Below are 19,400 nucleotides of genomic sequence, written 5' to 3'. Positions count from 1 at the left end.
CCGAAATCATAGCTAATGATTTTCGGCTCCTTCCGTGTGGCTTAACGGGTATCGTGAACTAAGCGGGATAGCCTCGAAAACATGCCGGTATGGTCGAGATTACAGCGTTCTACCAAAGGGGACTCCTCGGAGGTTGAGACTTCGCGCGCCGAGACCACGCCGACAACTGACTCCTCATCGCAGCTCGCCGAGGGCTCGTCGGGCAAGGCTGCTCGCAAATCCGGGAAGTCAGAGAGCGCTAAGAACAAGGCAGAAAAGAAGGCCAAGGTGTCCGAGAAAGTGAGTCAGCCGGAGAGTGCGGAGCGATTGAACGCTTGGCTCGACGAGCTGCAGCCCTCGGCGGAAAGCAATACTCTGCTGTCCTTCAACGCCGCCGCGCGTGGCTCAGTGGACCTCACCCACGCGCATCCATCCGGTTTGGCTCAGTTATTGGCGGGTCGGAAAACCCGGTTGTCAACGCTGATCAGGGACTCTGCTCAGCTTAGTTCAGCTATGCAATCAACCAGCTTGCTGCGCGCTAAGATCCAGGAACTCAGCGCTGACCGCGGTATTGAGGTCGGCTTTTTGGCCGCCGGTATTGTCAGCTGGGGCACCTCAGCAAGCGGAAAGCATCATAAGATCAGCGCCCCGGTGATGCTGAGTTCGATTCTGCTCAGCGGCCGCGCCGGTCAAGACGACTATGAATTGCAGCTCACCGGTCAGGCCAAGCTCAACCCCGCGCTGGTCCGGGTGTTGCAGCGGCAGTATGGAATCGCTTTCGACCCGCAAGCAGTCGCCAGGCTTGCCTACAGCACCGCACGTTTCGACCCGGCCCCGGTGCTTGAACACCTGCGGGTGCTGACCGCGACAATTCCCGGCGTCGAGGTGGCGCATCAGCTGCTGGTGGCCAGCTTTGCTGATCTCGGTGAAAATCTTGCTGATCCGGTACTGCGCGCTGGTGAGGGGCTGGTGCCGGAAATCCTGGCCGCAGTCAACGGTGAAACCGTCAGCAACCCACAGCCAATCGATCCCGCGCGCTTTGAGCCGCTTGATCAGCGGGCGCCGAGCGAGGAATTCCTGATCCTCGACGCCGATGCCGAGCAACAACTGGTGCTTGACGCGATCCGGGCGGGGGAGTCTTTGGTGGTTGCCGCACCGCCGGGTAGCGGCCAAACTCAGACCGCGATGAACGCCATCGCAACCCTCGTGCATGACGGTAAGAACGTGCTGGTGGTGGGTGAACGCAGCTCAACGCTGAGTGAATTAGCGCAGCGGTTCGCCAGCTTGTCGCTCGACAGCATGATATTGCGCTTGGACGATCAGACCGGTCCGCAGCAGCTCAAATCGCAGTTGGTGCGCTCGATCATGCGCAATGAGAAGTCGACTGAACCCCGACTGGACACTCTGCATCAGACCCTCAGCACGCACCGTCACCAACTCCTTGACCATGTGGCGTCCTTGCACAATGTTCGGCAGCGCTGGGGATGCTCACCGTATCAGGCCATGCAGTCACTGGCCGAGCTGACCTCGATTCAGCCCGCTCCGGCGACCACGGTACGGCTCAAACGGAGCGTGCTTGATGCGATCAAAGATCGTTCCGAGCTGAGCGGCAGATTGCGCAGAGCAGCTGAGCTTGGCAGTTTCAGCAAATCATCGACCCAAAGCCCTTGGTACGGGGCACGGCTGGTCACTCGCAAGGAGACCGAGGAAGCGCATGCCCTGGCGACCTCGTTGTTCGAGTCAGTGCCGGCCTTTGCGCAGAAAATGCATGAGGTGGCTGACTACGCTCAGATCAGCCACGGCAGCAGCTTTGCCCAGTGGGGGGAGCAGCTGGAGCTTCTGGTGGCAGTCCGGGAGAGCCTGGATAAATTCATGCCGGATATCTTTGACCGACCGGTCACCGATCTGATCTCGGCCACCGCAACGACCGCTTGGCGACGGGATAGAAATCTCGATATGCCCTCGATGCAGCGTTCAAGGCTGCGGCGAGTGGCAAAGGAATACATTCGGCCGGGCGTTCACATCGACGACCTGCATGCTTCGCTTCTGCTGGTGCAGGAGCAACGCGAGCGATGGGCTGATTTCTCGGTCAGCCAGCGGCACCCCGCCGTGCCTTCGGGATTGGCGGAGTTGCGGAAGCGCTTCCACCAGCTCAGCAGTGAATTGCTTAAACTGGGAGCCGCGCTTGAGCGCACCGCCCAAGGTGGTGCACTGGAAACGGTGGATCACCGCGAACTGCTTGACCGCCTCGGTGCTTTGGCGGATGACCGGCAGACCCTGGAGAACTTGCCGGAGCGTACCCTGCTCGAAGAGAATATGCGGGAACACGGCCTGGGCGAACTGCTTGACGATTTGGCTGCTCGCGAAGTGCTGCCGGCGCAGACCCGCTCCGAACTTGAACTAGCCTGGTGGCAATCAGCGCTTGAAGCGATGATCAGCGGCGACGATTACCTGGCGATGTCCGACGGTGAGAACTTGCGAAAGCTAGAAGCCGAGTACCGATTGGCCGATCAGGCCCATGTGGTCTCTGGCTCGGCAAGATTGCGCTGGCAATTGGCCGCCAAGTGGCGCGAGGCGGTGGCAAAGTCGAGTCGGTCTAGCGAGTTCTTGCGAAACATGCTCAAAGACGGCCGGGTCAGCCTGGACCAGCTCAGCAGCAACGCGGTGGAACTGCTCGACCTGCTGGTTCCGGTGTGGTCGATTAGTCCGCACCTAGTGCCGACTGTGTTGCCGGAACAGATGCGCTTCGACGCCGTGGTGCTGCTGGACGCGGAGTCGATTGCTTTGCCGACTGCCTTGCCTGCCTTGGCGAGAGCTAAGCAAGTGATTGCCTTCGGCGATGATCAGCTACCCGAACCGGTAGATTTCAGTGTCGCGGTGGAGAGCGCTGCTGAGGAAGTCGCCGGAACGACCAAACGGTCTGAGGCTACCCGAATCGGCAGCTTTGCTGCGCTAGCAAAGATCCGGGCCAAGCTCACCTTGAAGCGTAGCTACCGCAGCATTGATGAGGAACTTAGCAGGCAGCTCAGCGAGGACTTCTATGCGGGCGAGCTCAGCTTCCTTCCCGATGGTAAGGCAGTCACCGGACTGGATCGAGCCGTGCAGGTCGAATACTTGGCTGATGGCACCGGCTTGCCGGGGAGCGACAGTTCGGGAGTGGAATCGGTCGCTGCTGAGGTCAATCGTGTAGTTGATCTGGTGTTTGAGAGTGCCAGGACTCATCCTCGCTCTTCACTCGCGGTGATTACCGCAAGCGCAAAACATGCTGCCAGGGTTGCTGAGGCGATCCGGATTGCTTTAGCAAACCATCCTGAACTTCGAGAGTTCTTCAGCGCTGGCGACGAGCCGTTCCGGGTGGCGCAGCTCGACCGGGCCGCCGGGCTGAGCCGGGACCGGGTAATTTTCTCACTCGGCTTTGGACGGACCCCGCACGGCCGGGCACTTCACCACTTCGGTCCGCTTTCGGAACAGGGCGGCCGAGGAAAGTTTGCCTTGGCGATGACCCGGGCTCGGGAGCAGCTTATTGTGCTGAGCTGCTTCAAGCCCGAAGATCTCGACACCGCAAAGCTGAATCATGGGGCGCTGGACTTCTATCAGCTGCTGGAACGTGAGCTCGGTGGTAAAGCCAGTAAGCGGAGCACGCTTTCCCATGCTGCGGTTGCCGGGCAGAGCTTGGAAGAGGATCCGCTGGTTGCCGATCTCGCCGATCGTTTGCGGGCCCGGGACGCCAGGGTTTGGTACAACTACGACGGCGTGATCGACATTGTCGCCGCGGCTGATCCGCTACGTTACCTGGGCCTGCCCGATGACGAGATTCCCACCCCGGTGGCGGTTGAGTCCGACGGTTCGGCGAGTTACCGGCGAATGAGCGTTCGGGAACGCAGTAGATTGCGTCCGCAGCTTTTGGAACGACGGGGCTGGCGATACATGCCGCTGTGGACCATTGAGGTATTCACCGATCCTTCGAGCTGCGCGGACCGGATCGGCGGCTATCTCGGTTTGGAGCCTTCCTTGGCCACCGGGGATTTCCCTTCCTTGCTGAGCTCAACCGGCGTTGCCGGGGAAGCAGCAGTGAAACCCACTCCGGTAAATGCTGGCCCGGTAAACGCCGCTTCAGCGCAGGCCCGCTCGCCCAAACCGGTTGAGTCAAGCCTGGCCGGGGCGAGCCCGACTGAGGTAAACCCACTCAAGCAAGACCCTGCCGAGCATGACAATGCGCAGCAAGACCCTGCCAAGCAAGCCTCGGACGGACTGGACTCGACAGGGCTGGATTCGGCAGGGCTGGACTCGACGGGGCTGGACTCGAATGGGAACGACTTTGCTGGGTCGAGCTCTCCAGAAACGAACTCCGCTGAGCGGAACTGGGAAAGCAACGGCGAGCAGAACAAGGCAGCGGGCGGGGGCCCATCCTCAGCCACTTCCTCGGCGGGAAGCTCATCCGCGAGCCAGCCCACCTCCAACACTACGAGTGGTCGTGCTTCAGGTGCGAAACCGGTAGCTGGTGCTCCGTTGATTCCGCAACGTGCCGCAGAAGACGATCCGCGTAGTTGGGGTGATCGGGACGGCTCGGATCACGATGAGTGGCTTCGCGAGCAAAAGCCACCGCATTGGGGCTAAATTTCGCTGAGGCTAAGTTTCACTGGGACTAATCGCAGTGGATCTGAATGGCGCTGAGCTAGCCAGCTGTCAATACCAGGGACAGCTTGCCTCGGCTAGCGGCTCCTGACAACAAGGTGCTTTGCGCAGCGCTCGCGGTAACCAGCACTAAGCCCTTGGCTGTGTCCGAGGCATTCGCCGAGCCGACAAGTAAACCTCCGGTTGTGTCCTGTTGCTGGCTGGGTAACCAAAGCACCGGAATTCCGCGGGCCAGCAGCTTGCCAGGTTGATAGTTCCCTAGGGCATCGGGACTGCTCAGCAGCACATTCACCAATTGGCCGGGGCGCAGCCAGCTGATAGTTTGCGGGTCGGCAATGTGCAGTGGCACCGCAACACTGCCGGGAGGGGATCCAGTAAGCAAGCCAGGACCGAGAATCGAGGTGTCGCTGAGCACCTGGCCACTGCGCACGGCGCCGGTCAGTAGCTGGCCGGTGGCTTGAGCGGGGTCGGTCAGCGCCGCCTGAGGTATTGCCGCGGGTGGCAACATTCGTAGCTGAAGATCTTCGGCCCTAAGTTTGCCGCCGGCCGGCAAATCTCGGGCTGCCACGATCACTCGAGCAGTGAACTGGTTCGTTGGGGTGAGCTGATTGACAGCAGTCGCCGCTGCCGCGCAGAGCAGCAGCGCCGCACACAGCCGTCGTCGTCGTTTGAGCAGCCGGACGAGCTGTTTGAGGATCCGAAGGCCGCGGCTTTGAAACCAGTTCATCTACCGAGATTAGGTCGATATTCGAGCGGAATCGATTGAGATGGCGCGCTGAACTGGGGATGTGAGGAAACGCCTAGTTATTCCTCAGTGTGGAGGAGATCTCGGCTCAGGACTTGCTGGCCGATGCCTTGGAGTCGCTGCTGGATGCGCTTGTTTTTGTGGTGCTGGCTGAGGTGTTAGTCGGGGCTGCCGGGCTGGAAGCGGAGCTACCCGAGCGGGAATCGGTGCTGTAGAAACCAGAGCCCTTGAATGAGACCCCGACCGAATTGAACTTTTTACGCAGCTGACCGCCGCACTCAGGGCAGACAGTGAGTGAATTATCACTAAAGGACTGCTGAATATCGAAATTGTGCCCACAGTCTTTGCAGGCATATGCATAAGTTGGCAACGTTAAATCCTCCGAGCGCCCTAACGAGGCCAGCTATCGGCCCGACTGCTGATTCTAACACTCAAGCCGCTGGAAGAATTCCTCAGTGAGTGCGTAATCCACCGGTTGATCCAGCTCGTCCGCCGCTATTTCGCCCGCTTGGAGCAGCTCAGCGGAATACACCACCGCAGCGCGCACCGCTCTCGGGCTGTTCGGTGCCCAGGAATTCTCAAGCTGGGCCAGCGCAGCAAGGAAGCGATCATAGTAACCGCCGCCTTGCCCGAGCCGGACACCGCAGCCATCCACCGCGAGCGCCGGGATTAGCAAAACCCCCACGGTGGCCATAATGTCAATGCCGAGCCGCTCACCCACCGGCTCGAGCACCCAGGAGAATGTGCTGCGCTGCAAGGCGATATCTGGCTGCCAACGGCACCAGCTGAGCTGATAGTCAGCCTCGCAGATCGGCAAGTAGATCTCTCGCCCTTGTCTGTGTAGCTCGGTCATTAATGAAGTGATGTCCGGCTCCGAGCCGATCGGCATATAAGCGGCAATGGCCTGGCCCGCTGGCGATAGCTTGAGCTGCGTCACTAGGTCCAGCCCGGTGCGCAAAAAACCGGCTGCAGTTGTTTCATCCTGTGGGTCAAGGAGCGAGCGGGCTTCGCGCAGGGCCTGGCGTTGTGCTGCTTTTTTCTCCGCTAACACGCTAACTCCTCTATTTTCAGCTTCGTCAAGTAGCCTATGACAATGACAAACGCGCAAAGAATCCGCAAGGCCGTTATCCCGGCCGCAGGCTTGGGGACCAGATTTTTGCCTGCTACTAAGGCTATGCCGAAGGAAATGCTGCCGGTAGTAGATAAGCCGGCCATTCAATATGTCGTCCAAGAAGCCGTTGATGCCGGCTTGGAAGATGTTTTGATGATCACTGGACGTAATAAACGCGCCCTAGAAGATCATTTTGATCGGGTGCCTAATATTGAACGCTTGCTTGAACAGAAGGGTGATGAGGAGCGCCTGGAGGCCGTGCAGCACGCCACCGACCTGGGCGAGATCCACTATGTTCGCCAGGGCGACCCCAAGGGGCTTGGTCACGCGGTGCTGCGTGCCAAGACTCACGTGGGCAATGAAGCCTTCGCGGTGCTGCTGGGCGACGATTTGATCGATGAGCGCGATGAACTGCTCAGCACTATGCTGCGGGTGCAGGAGCAAACCGGTGGTTCGGTGGTGGCGCTGATTGAGGTCGAGCCTTCGAAGATTAGCGCCTATGGCGTGGTGGAGATGGACCCGATTGACGGTGAAGACTTCGTTCGCGTGCATCGTTTGGTGGAGAAACCACCGGCGGATGAAGCACCGTCGAATCTGGCAGTGATTGGTCGCTATGTGCTGCATCCCCGAGTCTTCGAGGTGCTGGAGAACACCGCGCCTGGACGTGGCAATGAAATTCAGCTCACCGATGCGCTTCAGACTCTGGCCACCGCCGAAGGCGAAGGCTCCGGGGTTTATGGTGTGGTTTTCACCGGCCGTCGCTATGACACCGGAGATAAGCTGAGCTACCTCAAGGCCATTGTCACGCTGGGCTGTGAGAACGATGAGTTGGGTCCGGACCTACGGGGCTGGCTCAAGGAGTATGTCGCAGAGCAGGGCGACTAAGAGGTGTGGGGGGTCGCGAGTTGGCCGGTGACACTGGAATACGGTTCGGTGATCTTGCGACCCCTGAAAAACAGCGATAAAGCGAGTTGGCAGCAGACCCGGGCTCGCAATCGCGACTGGTTGCAGCCTTGGGATGCTACTAACCCGCAGCCTGAGAATGGCCTGCCGAGCTTCCGGCAGATGGTGCGCGCGCTGAACGAGCAGGCCCGGGTCGGTGCTGCGCTACCGTTCGCCATCACAGAGCGTGATGACGATGGCGTGGCTCGGCTGGCCGGTCAGCTCACGGTCAGCGGCATCACCTGGGGATCGGCGATGATGGCGACTGCGGGTTACTGGGTTGATCAGGCCCGGGCTGGCCGCGGCATTGTGCCGACAGCTCTGGCGATGGCGACCGACCATTGCTTTCAGACCCTCGGTCTGCATCGAATGGAAATCAATATCCGTCCAGAGAATGCACCCAGCTTGCGGGTCGCGGAAAAACTTGGTTTCCGCGATGAAGGTCTGCGGAAACGTTTTTTGCATATCAATGGCGAATGGGCGGATCATCGGTCCTTTGCGTTGACCGCTGAGGAAGTCCCCGGCGGGCTGCTTTCCCGACTGGGGCACTGAAGGAGTATCGACTCCCCGGTTTTTGCCCGGTTCCCAGAGAATCCGGCCGACACACCGCCGCTAATGCCGGGGCGGCAAGCGCCGAGATTTTAAAGTTAGAACTGTGAACGCACCGCTCAATACTTCAGTGATCTTGGCGATCGCTGTTGTGCTGTGGCTGATTTGGGTTGGCCCCTATGTACTGCGTTTGAGAAAAGTGCGGATTGCCGCTGCGGCTGAGGATTTCTCCGAGAATCTTGCTGCGAACTCCTCGGCGGTCCGGTTGATGGAATCTACCAAAGCTCAGCCCAGGGAGGCTGCCATGACGGCGCGCACCACCTCAGCTACCACGGAACAGACTTCCCAGCCGAAGCCGAAGGCTGCCCAAGCAGCGGCCCCCGCTCGGCTGAAGCTCCGTTATGACCGAGTGGCACTCGCTGGGGTCGGCGTGGTTGCGCTGCTGACGGCTCTAGTGACGGTGCTGCTCAAGGCTTTCAACCTGGGCTCGATCTGGCTGCCGGTGATTGCTGCATTGGTCTTCGTGGCCAGTGTGGTTGGACTGCGCTTCCTGGCGATCAATGACCGGAAAAAGCGCGTCGAGAAGGCTTTCCGTGCCGCGATGGGCAATCAGCCGATTGTGGCGACTAAGCCGGTTCCGGCTGCGACTCCGGTCAAGGAAGTTGCCAAGGAAACCAAACTCTTCGATGCCCAACCGCCAGTCGAGGAACCGCAGCAACTCGCCAAGAAGCTGAGCCCAGCCCAGCTACGCGAGGCTGCCTTGGCTGTTTCGCAGGGCGCAGAGGTCAAAGCCGACGGCACCTGGGAGCCGGTGGCGGTGCCGAAGCCCGCTTATGTTGAAGCTGCTAAAGCCGAACGGCCCAGCCCGGCACCCCTAGATCTGCCGGAAGCTCCCAAGGCAGCCGCGAAGACTTCGATCAAGCAGAGCGAAGCCGGTGTGAAACCGGCCGAACCCGCCGCTAGGAGCGGTGAAGCAGTTAGCGCAGCTAAACCCGAACGAGCGGGCGCGGCGCTGAATAATCTCGACGATGTGCTGCAGCGCCGCCGGGCCTAAATGCTGATCGCGATTGCCGGCGGGACCGGCACCGCGGGGCGTGCCGTGGCGGCTGAGGCCCTGCGGCGCGGCCACCAGGTCAGGGTCATCTCCCGGCATGCACCGGCTGGTTCCGCGGCCTTGGCCTCGGGAACAAGCCATGCGGTCGCCGACGCCAGTACGGGTGAAGGCTTAGCGGCCGCCGTGACTGGCGTTGATGCGCTGATCGATACCATGGACGCCAAGTTCGGCAAGGCTTTAGCCGGCTTGCCCGCTGCCTCGGAGCGGTTGCGCGAGGCCGCTCACGACGCCGGCGTGTCCCGGACCGTGTTGCTCTCCATTCTGAACTGTGAACAATCAGACTACGGTTACTACCGCGCGCAAGCTGCCCGGGCGACAATGTACCAGCGTCCGGCTTGGCCGGGATCGGTGGTATTTGCCAGTCAGTTCCACAATCTCATCGGATCGATTTTTGGCGCGCTGCCGGGAGCGATCCCGGTGTTTTCCGGGGTGTCCTTTCAACCTATTTCGGTGGAATCGGTGGCTTCGGCTCTTGTCGATGCTGCTGAATCAGGCTCTTCGGTGACCCGAATCGCCGGGCCAGGGCAGTTCACCATGGCTGAGTTGGCTGCCCAGTGGAAAGTGGCTGGGCATCGGGGCGTGCGGCTTTCCTTGCCGCTGCCCGGTGCCTTCGGGGCTTTCCTGCGCGCTGGGAAGAACCTCGACGCTTCGTCCGCCGTGCCGGGGCAGAGTTTCGCCGAGTGGGCACAGGCCTCGGCCTGAGGTTCCTTTCGTTCGAGTGTATTGATCATGACGATGTCGATAACTGCTAGGCCAATTACTTAAGGGAGCGACCGTAATGGCAGAAGAGCTGGAGTTGGCTGGCGGTAATGCTGCCGATTTTGTGCTCCGGGTCGGCCAAACTATTCGGAAGCCCTGGGCTGCCTCGACAGAATCTGTTCAACAGTTTCTGACTGCTTTACGTCTCGCCGGGGTAGAGGTACCACGACCTCTTGGTCGGGATGAGCAGGGCCGTCAAGTGATTGAATTTGTCGATGGTACGTTAGCAATGGACAGTGGGCAGCTGAACTCTACGGAACTTAGAAAAGTCGGTGAGATGATCCGCATCATCCACGACAATAGTCCGAAGCCGACACCCGCCGATCTGGCGCAATGGAAGGTGCTGATCCCCGCGCCGAAACCAGATCTGATCTGCCACAATGACTTAGCGCCCTGGAACCTCATTCTGGGGGAGCGGATGGTTTTTATTGACTGGGACGGGTCAGGGCCCAGTTCCCGACTATGGGATCTAGCTTATGCGGCGCAGTCATTCTCTGGACTATGGGCCGGAACTAATCCCGAGGAAGCGAGAACTCAACTTCGGGCCTTCGTAGATGGATATCGCGCGGATGAACAGCAGAGGCGTGCTCTGCCCGAGACAATGGTTCACCGAGTGCAGGCGATGTACGAATTATTGAAGCGGGCAAATTGCGCCGGAGAACAGCCCTGGGCGGCAATGTTTGATCAGGGGCATGGGGCGCATTGGAAGGCGACCGCGGAGTACGTGGCCGAACACCTCGAGATTTGGCGAGAAGCGCTCATTGAGGACTGACACTCAGGCATTCTGTGGTCGATGAGGATCTCGAAGAGGGCGGGAGCTAACCGAGGTCGCAGCGGCCGAGTCTCCGTTTCCTCAAGCTGTGGTCTGGTTCTTTGCCCGGATGATCGTGGAGATGTTCGCCTCGCCCCAATCACCGAGCGGCAGCAAAGCCTGGTTTAAAGATTGGCCGAGCGGAGTGAGCGAGTACTCGACCCGTGGTGGCACTTCGCGGTAGACCTCCCGGTGGACGATGCCGTCACTCTCCAGCTCTCGCAATTGCTGAGTCAACATCTTCTCGGTCACGCCGCGAACTTCCCGTCGCAACTCGCCGAACCGTCGCGACTGCTCATGCAGGGCCCAGAGGATCAATGGTTTCCATTTTCCACCGACGACAGCGACGGCGGCATCGAGGCCGCAGCTGAACTGACCATTCTTGGAAATGTTCGACATGCCCTAATGCTAACCTTTTAGTAGGTACCTCACAATAAAGTGGGTACTTGTTATGTTCGCAGTAATGTCTGAGGCTAGAACCATGACTAATACCGTTACTGTGATTGGGCTTGGACCGATGGGACAAGCTATCGCCCGGGTTTTGTTATTGGCTGGCCGTGAGGTGACTGTCTGGAACCGTACTGTCGAGAAGGCAATCCATCTCGAGGAGCTCGGCGCGCGCATCGCCGCCACACCTAGGGAAGCTATTCGACAAAGCGAAATCGTGCTGATTTCAGTTCGCGGCAATGATCTCGTCCGACGGATCCTTACCGACGCCGAGGTGGCCGGCACAGCAGCGATCCTGCTGAACCTCAGTTCGGACACCCCCGCCTCGGCACGCCAACTTGCTGCCTGGGTTGCTGATCAGGGGATTCGCTACCTGGGCGGAACCATGCTGACTCCCTCTGCCTTGGTCGGGCAGTCCGGTTCGACGGCTGTACTAGGCGGAGACCGAGCTGTCTACGAAAAAGCCCGCTCTATCCTTGAAATCGTCGCTCCTGAACTTAGCTACTTTGGCGACGACCCCGGCGCTGTTGCTGCCCTCGATCTTGCCCTCCTCGATGCCTTCTGGACCACTGTCGCGGGCTGGAGTCACGCGGTCGCGCTTGGCCGGGCTGAAGGTTTGAACGCGAATTCTTTGGTAGAGCGACTTACCTCAATAGTGCATTTGGCCGCGCAAGTAGGAACTGGAATCTCGCACGATGCCGAGGCTGGTAAGTATCCGGGGGAGGTGTCAACTATCGCCTCGGCGCACACCACATTGAGGCATCTACTTCAGGCCAGTGCGGATCGGGCGCTCGATACCGGGGTTCCCGGTGCAATCGAAGGCCTATTGCGGCGCGCCGTCGACCAGTCCCGGGGCGAGGATGGGCCGTCCAGACTTGTCTCAATGATCGAGCAGGGTGGCTAATCGCTAGCGAATGCGCTGGCTATTCTAGGGTTCTTCGCTGCCAGAAGGTTCTACGCTTGGCACCGCATTGGCAAGGACTGCGTCGAGTAAGTGGGGGAAATATTCATCGACCTCGTCGCGGCGCAACCGAGCGGTTTGTTTTTGGCCCTCATGATGACGACGGATCAAACCGGCTTCCCGCAAGATCCGGAAATGGTGTGAGGCATTGGTTTTGCTGGTGCCCACGCCCTGGTAGATCGCATTGCACTCGCTCTCACCATGGTTGGCCAGGAAACTGACAATGCTCAGTCGCAGCGGGTCGCTCAACGCTGCCAGGATTGTTGGTAGCGTGACATCTTTTGGGTCGGCGTGGAAGACCTCAGGCACTGAGCGGCTCCGGGGTGGAAGTTTTCGTCGTGAAGGTATCAAAAGTATCGAGTGCGAACGCGGCGAAGCCGTAGCCGGGCGCGCCGCCGAACACGATGGTTAGGTTGAGCGCCTCAATCAGCTGTTGCCTGGTGACTCCGGCAACGACGGCAGCTTCCGCGTGAGTCAGGATGCATCTCTCACTCTGGTGAGCCACACCCAGCACCACCGCGAGCATTGCCTTGCTTGCGTCGTCGAGCGCTCTTTCGGCCATTGCGGCTTCCTCCCTCACTTCCATTCAACGCTAGCCAGCACAGGTTCGACCCAGTCGGCGAGCTTGACGCCCTTGGGAATTTTGATCGTCAACGTCGTCAGGTAAGTTTCGGAGTACAGCCCGCCCCAGACATATGCCTGGTACTGGGTGTTGGCACCTTGGAATACGAAACCCTTCACACCTTTGATGGCGCGGTAGCCAGTCATTTTCAACGGTATATCCAGCGTTTCTTGCGAACTCTTGAGACTTAGTTGAGCGATGCGGTCTAGATTAATGTCGATCTGCGGGAATATCGTGGCACCGATAGAGGCAAATCCCTCGGTGCCAGGTACGAATTCACTGGTTTTAAGCGTGACAACTATTGACTTATTACCGACTGATAGCCATTTCATGCCGGCTGGCACCCGAAAGGTCGCGGTTTGTTTTGGGTTGCCGAATCCGGCAGTGAATAGCTGCCCTGTTGCCGGCGCGAAGGTCGGGCTCGGAGTGGCAGATGGTGCGGCTGACTGTGTTGCTGAGGTGGTTTGCGTTCGCTGCTCAGTAGTCGCGCTGACCGAAGCAGAAGGCAGGGGTTCCGGCAGCTCGCTGGGGGCGCTGCAACCCGCCAATGCGAGTGCCGTGATTAGAGCGGCTGTTACGGACGGGATCACTCTAGGTTTAGACATCTTCACTTCCATTCAATGCTGGCCAGAGTGGGCTCGACCCATTTATCCAGACCGGCACCAGTCGGGATCTTGAAGGCCAAGACGGTGAGTACATTATTGGCGTCCAGGCCACCCCACTCGTAGAACTGTTTCTCGCTGTCCGAGCTTTGCAGTACGAAGCCTTTGACCCCGGCGATGGTGCGGTACTCGGTGATCCTTACCGGAGATTTCCATCGCCTCTGCTCGAGGTTCCGTGCGGTCTGTGCCATCACAGTGAGGTCACTGCTGATTTGCGGGAATTCCGAAGCTTCGAGACCGATGAAACCTTCGATGCCCTTGGTGCCTTTGATGAGGTCGAGAGTCTTAACGATTACGGTGGTGGAATTGTTGTCATAGATGTACCACTTGGGTCCTGCAACGAGACGGAAAGTAGCTGTCTGTCTAATAGTCACCACCGGTCCCGTCGCTGGCGCAATGGTGGGAATTGGGGGTGTGGACACGGGAGTTGACGCACTCGGAGTCGCGCCCAGCGTGGAGGGGGAGCTTTTTTGCTCCGGACTCGTCCTAGCGACGTTTGGCGACGAGGAAGCTGGACTGCTTGGGCCCGTGTTGTTGGCAGAACAAGCGACGAGAGTGAGAGACAAAATCAGGCCGAAGGCCAATACTGAGGTGAATCGGCGGCCATCCATGGGTCCCTCTTTCATTTCCATTCGATGCTGGCCAGTGTGGGGTCTACCCAGTTGGCAGGCTTGAGATTTTTGGGGACCAGGAAGTCCAACTTGGCAAGAACATTGTCGGAATCCAAACCGGCCCAGATGTAGCGTTCTCCTCTGGGACCGGTACCTTGAAGGACAAATCCTTTGACGCTATTGACTACCCGGAAGCCGGTCAATGCCAGAGATGTGTTCTTACTCATCTCCTCAGCTTCAATTAGGCGCTGCGCCAAGCTGCCGAGGTTATCCGGAGTGTGCGATGACACCGAGGCAGTAAGGTAGGCGATCTCCTCGGTGCCCGGGCCGAAATCCTTGGTTTTGAGCACAACCATCGTCGACTTGTCGTTGAGGCCGTTCCATTTCACATTTGTGGGCGCACGGAAGGTGATGCGTTTTTCCGCAAATCGAAGGTAGAGAGTGAACAGTTGACCGGTAGCTGGAGCATTTCTGGCACTGGGAGTGAGGGTGGGAAGACTCGGTGGGCTCGGCTGAGTGCCTTGACTCGTGGCGCTGGCGGTGGCCGGAGTTGAGGATGGAGAGTTATTCGGGCCTTCCCCATCGACTGTGCACGCCGCGAGCGCCAGGGCGACTATCAATCCAATGGCTGCTATCGAGCTCACTCTGGGCATTTGCATATTTCCTTCATTCTTCCGGTGGCTGGCGCGGGAGGCGTTATTTTCGCCAGCGGATGCTCTCCAGTACCGGCTCGGCCCAATCGGCGAGGTTAGCGCCCCGGGGAACTGTGAAGGAGAGCACAGTCAGCACGTTTTTGCTATTCAGGCCACCCCATTCGTAGAACTGGAATCTGCCCGTCGCGCCCTGAATGACGTAACCATCGATGCTGTTGATGGCGCGATTCTTTCCGATGGTGAGCGGGGTTTGCATTTGTGTCTGCCGGGCGTCGCGTGCTGTCTCGGTGATCTCGTCGAGCCCAGTTCCGAGCTGCGGGACGATTGAGACTCTGACATGAGCGAAAGTTTTAGGGCCAAGGGGGAAATCGAAAGCCTCGCAGACCACGCCGGAGGATCCCTCGTCGAACACCGACCACCGGGCGTGCTTGGGCAAGCGGAGCGTTGCCGCGGTATTTGTGGTCTCCTCAAGCACGGCGACGAGCTTGCCGGTGGCCGGAGCGATGGTCGAGGCGATGGTTGGGGTCGCCGTGCCCGGGGATTGGGGTGTTGGTATGGCTGGTTGCAAATCCATCGTCCGTCTGGGTTCGCTTGAACAGGCCGAGAGGGCGAGAACCATGGGCAGCCCGGTGGCGGCCACTATTGGCGTCAATCTGCGGGCGCGCATGGCTCTATGGTCCTTCCCCGGAGGATTCTGGCAGCACAAACGTAGCATTCGCCTCAGGGGCCGCGGGAGTATCGTTCGGTTTTCCGATAGGTATCGTTCTTAGGTATCACGCTCGCCGTGAAGGTGTCCTGGCGTCTCCGTTTGGACGGTTCAGCGCTGTACCCGGTAGCGCAGGTGAAGCACCCGGTTGCCCTGAATGACCTCCTCGGGGTCACCCAGCAGCTGCTGAACGTCGAGCGAGCCGAAGTAGCGCTTGCCGGAGCCGAAAACCACCGGGGCGACATCCATCCGCACCTCATCGACCAAGCCGGCGGCAAAGGCCTGGCCACCGACGTCGCCCGCGGCCACCTCAACGATACGATCGCCCGCGAGTTGCTGTGCTTTAGCCACCGCGGCTTCAACGCCTTCGACGAAGTGGAAAGGCGCCTCGGGATGCCAGTCATCGGGCTTGGCCCGGTGACTCACCACCACGACGTGGTCGACCGAACTTGGCGGTACGCCGTCCCAGCCGTCGGTCAGGTCAAAGACGTGGCGACCCGCGATGGTCACCGCGACTTGGTCCCAATAGGGCCGGGTGTAGTCGTAGGAGGCCTGGGAGACGTTCAGGAAACCGCTATCGTCCAAGGGCACATCGCCGCCGAGCAGCCACTCGAAAAGTGGACCCGGGTCGTCATTCTGGTCGGCGATGAAACCGTCAACCGATACCGAGGCGTACATCACTACTTTGTCCATCCGGCGCTCCTTTGCGTGCTGATGTTATGTGCTGCTTTGAGGGTACCCGGGGTGGGGGACTGGCGGTAGTGCTGGTAGATCTCGTCGCTCGTGGTGAGCCAGACGTCGGGCTGCGCGGCGAGATATTCGAGCGCGAGGTCAAGGTATTTGGCACGGAACGGCTGGCCGATCACGAAGGGATGCAGCGCGAGCGCCATCACCCGGCCACTAGTTTGCGAATCTTTACTGAGGACTTCGTGCTGATCTTTGACCATCTGCAGGAAATCGGGCCCGGTCAGGCCGCGCGGGAAGAGAATGAGATCGTTCAGCTCGACGGTGTACGGCAGGCTGAACATGCCGGGCACGGTGAGCGGGTAGGGCTGATCGTCATTGGTCCAGTCGAGGACGTAGCCGAGGCCCAGTTCGGCGAGCAGCTCGGCGGTGTGATGGGTCTCGGACAAGCCCGGGCCCATCCAGCCCTGTGGTTTCTTGCCGGTGGACGATTCGATGGTGTCGATAATGTTGCTGAGGACTTGTTGTTCCTCAGCGCGATCTAGGCCGGTGTGCAGGATCGAGTTGGTGCTGCCACGGGCTAGCCAGGGCCAGTCGCGCTCCAGGCCGGCCTCGATGATCTGCGGGTTGTGCTCGGCGACCATCGAGTTCAGCAGCACGCTGGCTCGGATGCCGTGCCGGTCCAGGATCTCGGTGATCCGCCAGATGCCCACCCGCGCGCCGTAGTCCCGCCAACCGTGGTTGAGCGCGTCGGGGACGAGGGTGGAGGGCCAAATGCTGGTGGAGGGGCGGTCGGGCAGGAAGTGCTCGACGTTGAGGCCGAGGTAGAAAGCGACCCGCTTGCCGTCCGGCCAGTTGATGGTGGGGCGTTCGGTGATGGGGCTGTAGCTGAAGAGTTCTGTCGTCATGTCAGAATGGTAAAAGTTGACATCGGTGTTAAGTTCAAGTCGGTTAGTTGAGCTTTGTTGATTGGGCCTTGCTGATGGGACTTTGCTGCTTGCACCCTGCTTGACGGCCCTTGTTGAGTGCTGCTTATTGATCGAGAGGGGATGCGGTGAGAATTGGTGAGTTGGCACGGCGTACCGGGGTGAGTGAACGGTCACTGCGCTATTACGAGGAGCATGGCCTGCTGGCATCGGAGCGTACCTCCGGTGGGCACCGCGACTTCCCCGAGCGGGCGGTGGATCGAGTGATCCTTATTCAGCAGCTGTTTGCCGCGGGGCTGCACAGCAAGAAGATCGGCCAGTTACTACCCTGCATGCGCGACGCCGACGGCGGGCCTAATGAACGCGCCACTGGTGCGTTGGTTAGAGAGTTGATCGCGGAGCGCGAGCGGATCGACCGGCTGATCGGAGATCTTCAGAATTCCAGGGCGGTGTTGGATGAGGTGATTGGCGGGGTAAAAGCCAGGGATGAGAGGACAGCTCCATTGAGGGCATCATAGACAGCGATATGTGTGACGATGCCCGTCGAGGGTCGAGAGCGTTGCAGATATTACAGGGGGCCAATCTGTAGGGAGCCATTTTCTGCGTTTGTGCGAGTCAAGCGCCTTTGACGTTGACAGGTTGAAGTAATTGTCGGTGTCACGAATTTTGAGCGTTTGATGCATCATGGAAAGTCACTTCAAGCGGGTTCTTGTGCCACCTCAACTGAGCCTCACGTAGGCTGGTAATGCTGACGCTCCATAGTTCGGTTCCACATTGACCGCGGAAGTGGATCACGAAATACAGACACAGTCATCCGCAGCGAAACAGGTACGACGGAGTGCCCGATTCTCTTGTTGGTGATCCACAGGTCTGAACGGTGTTGGCTAAGCCTTGAGATCTGAGAGCACGACGTTGTGGCCGAGCATGATCCTCATCCATTCCTTCTCTGGTTGGCTTAGGTCAGAATCAATGAGAAGGCCAATCCTCCGCATCTCATAGCGCACGAGCCAGTGCTGCTGGTAGTCGGCTTCACAGAGGTAATCCCAGCCTAGGACTCGCCGCTTCGTAGCTGGGCGCGCACGAGGGCAGAGAGCCATTAGCGCCAGGACGACCAAATCGTCGTCCATCGACAAGAGCGGCTCCCATGCCGACTTATCGACGTGGCATTTGAGCACGCGGCGCAAGATATGGAGATTCCAAAGCACCACGTCAGTCTCAGCCCGCTCAGCTGCATCAAGCATCTGGCTCTTGATCGCGTTGGCGATTCGCGCTTTGTCAACCTCGTTGATCTCGCTTCTGATCGTTTCCAGTTCACTGGCGAGAAATGGGGCGAGATGAGGGTGCAAGGTACAGAGACGTGTCAACTCGTCGACGATCAGCATTGACGATGGCTGGTCAGCCTCGCGGCTACCACGGAGGGTTTTCACCGCTAACTTGAGAACCGAGTACCGAGGATATCGATGTGCAAGTAGTTCGGCATGGCGCAGGAATCTCGCCGCCACCAAAGGGGTGAGTCTGGATGGAAAATGTACTCGGACTTCTTCCATCCACGGATCACCGATCCCCTCACGAAGATCGACGATGTGCGTCTTCCTAGTGTTCAGGTCAAGTCGGTACTCTGACAGCGAGTGCTGCAAGTCAACAACGAACCGCTCGGCGTCAGTACGGTCTGAACAATAAGATGTGTAGTCGTCGACGTACCGGATGAAATCGTGACCTTTGGCTACCAGAGAGTTGTCAATTCTCTGTAGAACCAGCTCTGCGAGAAGGTTAGACACCGCTGGGCCAATCATCACTCCCTTGGTCTCTTTGTCGTGACAGTTCCGCACAAAATAATCGAGTTTTGCCTGCCAAGTCCTCTGTGACTGATCTGCCTTTGCGTTTTTCTTTCCCCTCGTCGCCCAGTCGATCGCGTGGCTGTAGACGCTGGGAAAGCAGTTGCTTACGTCCGCCTTGACGATGAACTTCTGTCCCTGAGCGAGGCGAGTATCACGACTCAGAGAACTTTCGGAAGTCTCGTAGTCCATCTGGACCAAGCGTCCGTCTTCATGAAAACTTGGCTTGATCTGGGAGCGGGGGCTCGCAAGCAATGGAGCGAGGCTTGACCAGTTATCTCCTATATGGAGCACTAACCGGGAGTATGGAACTGGATGCGGTATACCGAGGCGTCTGACAAGCCCGTCGAAACGGCGCGCCCGGATTTCGGTCCATGCAGCAGCTTGATGGGGCTTGCCAGGAAGCGCGGATAGGTCCTTTGCGCAGTTGACCGAAAAGGACTCGGACGAGAGTAGCGGTGGGAACTCTTCTCCGATTGCCTTTACATAAGGGAAGTACTGCTTCTGAAATAGCGCCTTGTGAACAGCTTCCGGACCTAGATCGCCTATAGCGAGGAAGGTAAAAATGTTATCGAACTTTGCTCTGGGCATTCGTCGTCCTGCCGCGCTCGGGATCCAAATGTATATTTGTTCAAATGCTTGACGCAG

The 19,400-nt window shown here is 59.2% G+C and carries 21 protein-coding genes and 1 pseudogene; 9 read left to right on the top strand and 13 right to left on the bottom strand.

The genetic code is table 11. The annotated features are described in order from the left end of the window. Nucleotides 1-81 precede the first annotated feature (81 nt). Nucleotides 82-4,596 (top strand): DUF4011 domain-containing protein, encoded by a 4,515-nt coding sequence (locus UM93_RS09155; protein WP_234399280.1) that lies wholly within the window; start codon nt 82-84, stop codon nt 4,594-4,596. A gap of 58 nt (nt 4,597-4,654) precedes the next feature. On the opposite strand, the gene cpaB is transcribed toward UM93_RS09155, so the two are convergent. Then, complete coding sequence (cpaB, locus tag UM93_RS09150; RefSeq protein ID WP_045075133.1) at nt 4,655-5,341, bottom strand: Flp pilus assembly protein CpaB; 687 nt, start codon at nt 5,339-5,341, stop codon at nt 4,655-4,657. Nucleotides 5,342-5,430: 89 nt separating this feature from the next. Here cpaB and UM93_RS18065 point away from each other — a divergent pair, with 89 nt between their 5' ends. After that, nucleotides 5,431-5,574 (top strand): hypothetical protein, encoded by a 144-nt coding sequence (locus tag UM93_RS18065; RefSeq protein ID WP_324606756.1) that lies wholly within the window; start codon nt 5,431-5,433, stop codon nt 5,572-5,574. Nucleotides 5,575-5,636: 62 nt separating this feature from the next. On the opposite strand, the pseudogene UM93_RS18060 reads toward UM93_RS18065, so the two are convergent. Then, nucleotides 5,637-5,729, bottom strand: a pseudogene (locus tag UM93_RS18060) (FmdB family zinc ribbon protein); the annotation flags it as partial. Nucleotides 5,730-5,783: 54 nt separating this feature from the next. Further along, nucleotides 5,784-6,410, bottom strand: coding sequence for a 5-formyltetrahydrofolate cyclo-ligase (locus UM93_RS09140; RefSeq protein ID WP_052663712.1), 627 nt, complete (start codon nt 6,408-6,410; stop codon nt 5,784-5,786). A 42-nt stretch (nt 6,411-6,452) separates the two neighbouring features. Here UM93_RS09140 and galU point away from each other — a divergent pair, with 42 nt between their 5' ends. From galU to UM93_RS09115, 5 genes are all read left to right on the top strand, one after another. Beyond that, the gene (gene galU / locus UM93_RS09135) at nt 6,453-7,355 is read left to right on the top strand and encodes a UTP--glucose-1-phosphate uridylyltransferase GalU (protein ID WP_045075131.1); all 903 of its coding nucleotides are present in this window, start codon (nt 6,453-6,455) and stop codon (nt 7,353-7,355) included. Nucleotides 7,356-7,358: 3 nt separating this feature from the next. After that, nucleotides 7,359-7,964, top strand: a complete 606-nt coding sequence (locus UM93_RS09130) for a GNAT family N-acetyltransferase (RefSeq protein WP_045075130.1) — start codon at nt 7,359-7,361, stop codon at nt 7,962-7,964. Between the two features lie 103 nt (nt 7,965-8,067). Continuing rightward, nucleotides 8,068-9,015: a hypothetical protein gene (locus UM93_RS09125; protein WP_052663711.1), complete on the top strand. Its 948-nt coding sequence runs from the start codon at nt 8,068-8,070 to the stop codon at nt 9,013-9,015. Further along, nucleotides 9,016-9,777, top strand: coding sequence for an SDR family oxidoreductase (locus UM93_RS09120; protein WP_045075128.1), 762 nt, complete (start codon nt 9,016-9,018; stop codon nt 9,775-9,777). A 76-nt stretch (nt 9,778-9,853) separates the two neighbouring features. Then, nucleotides 9,854-10,606, top strand: a complete 753-nt coding sequence (locus UM93_RS09115; protein WP_045075126.1) for a phosphotransferase — start codon at nt 9,854-9,856, stop codon at nt 10,604-10,606. Between the two features lie 81 nt (nt 10,607-10,687). On the opposite strand, the gene UM93_RS09110 is transcribed toward UM93_RS09115, so the two are convergent. Then, a complete protein-coding gene (locus UM93_RS09110; protein ID WP_045075125.1) occupies nt 10,688-11,044 on the bottom strand; it encodes a winged helix-turn-helix transcriptional regulator in 357 nt (118 codons plus the stop codon). A gap of 82 nt (nt 11,045-11,126) precedes the next feature. Between UM93_RS09110 and UM93_RS09105 the strand changes: the two genes are divergently transcribed. Continuing rightward, nucleotides 11,127-11,996 carry an NAD(P)-dependent oxidoreductase gene (locus UM93_RS09105; RefSeq protein ID WP_052663710.1) on the top strand — a complete coding sequence of 290 codons (870 nt, stop codon included), beginning with the start codon at nt 11,127-11,129 and terminating at the stop codon, nt 11,994-11,996. A 24-nt stretch (nt 11,997-12,020) separates the two neighbouring features. On the opposite strand, the gene UM93_RS09100 is transcribed toward UM93_RS09105, so the two are convergent. The 8 genes from UM93_RS09100 to UM93_RS09065 form a co-directional block, all read right to left on the bottom strand. Further along, nucleotides 12,021-12,362 carry an ArsR/SmtB family transcription factor gene (locus UM93_RS09100; RefSeq protein WP_045075122.1) on the bottom strand — a complete coding sequence of 114 codons (342 nt, stop codon included), beginning with the start codon at nt 12,360-12,362 and terminating at the stop codon, nt 12,021-12,023. Continuing rightward, on the bottom strand, nt 12,355-12,615 hold the full coding sequence (locus tag UM93_RS09095; RefSeq protein ID WP_052663709.1) for a carboxymuconolactone decarboxylase family protein: 261 nt from the start codon (nt 12,613-12,615) through the stop codon (nt 12,355-12,357). Before UM93_RS09095 ends, UM93_RS09100 begins: the two co-directional genes overlap by 8 nt. 14 nt (nt 12,616-12,629) lie before the next feature. Continuing rightward, a complete protein-coding gene (locus tag UM93_RS09090; RefSeq protein WP_157874125.1) occupies nt 12,630-13,292 on the bottom strand; it encodes a hypothetical protein in 663 nt (220 codons plus the stop codon). Then, entirely contained in the window at nt 13,283-13,759 is a 477-nt protein-coding gene (locus UM93_RS09085) for a hypothetical protein (protein ID WP_157874124.1), read from the bottom strand. The genes UM93_RS09090 and UM93_RS09085 overlap by 10 nt, the downstream gene beginning before the upstream one ends. A 200-nt stretch (nt 13,760-13,959) precedes the next feature. Continuing rightward, nucleotides 13,960-14,601, bottom strand: coding sequence for a hypothetical protein (locus UM93_RS09080; protein WP_045075117.1), 642 nt, complete (start codon nt 14,599-14,601; stop codon nt 13,960-13,962). 43 nt (nt 14,602-14,644) lie between these two features. After that, complete coding sequence (locus UM93_RS09075; protein WP_157874123.1) at nt 14,645-15,268, bottom strand: hypothetical protein; 624 nt, start codon at nt 15,266-15,268, stop codon at nt 14,645-14,647. 150 nt (nt 15,269-15,418) lie between these two features. Continuing rightward, nucleotides 15,419-16,000: a dihydrofolate reductase family protein gene (locus tag UM93_RS09070; protein WP_045075115.1), complete on the bottom strand. Its 582-nt coding sequence runs from the start codon at nt 15,998-16,000 to the stop codon at nt 15,419-15,421. Continuing rightward, a complete protein-coding gene (locus tag UM93_RS09065; protein WP_045075114.1) occupies nt 15,988-16,899 on the bottom strand; it encodes a polysaccharide deacetylase family protein in 912 nt (303 codons plus the stop codon). The genes UM93_RS09070 and UM93_RS09065 overlap by 13 nt, the downstream gene beginning before the upstream one ends. Before the next feature lie 146 nt (nt 16,900-17,045). Between UM93_RS09065 and UM93_RS09060 the strand changes: the two genes are divergently transcribed. Continuing rightward, on the top strand, nt 17,046-17,435 hold the full coding sequence (locus UM93_RS09060; RefSeq protein WP_045075112.1) for a MerR family transcriptional regulator: 390 nt from the start codon (nt 17,046-17,048) through the stop codon (nt 17,433-17,435). A gap of 366 nt (nt 17,436-17,801) precedes the next feature. Here the strand turns inward: UM93_RS09060 and UM93_RS09055 are convergent, their stop codons facing one another. After that, on the bottom strand, nt 17,802-19,343 hold the full coding sequence (locus tag UM93_RS09055) for an RNA-directed DNA polymerase (protein WP_045075111.1): 1,542 nt from the start codon (nt 19,341-19,343) through the stop codon (nt 17,802-17,804). Between the last annotated feature and the right edge of the window lie 57 nt (nt 19,344-19,400).

The organism is Psychromicrobium lacuslunae, from assembly GCF_000950575.1.
GTDB lineage: Bacteria > Actinomycetota > Actinomycetes > Actinomycetales > Micrococcaceae > Renibacterium > Renibacterium lacuslunae.
Note: the sequence above shows the minus strand (reverse complement) of the source record. Positions and strands in the feature narration are given on the sequence as shown.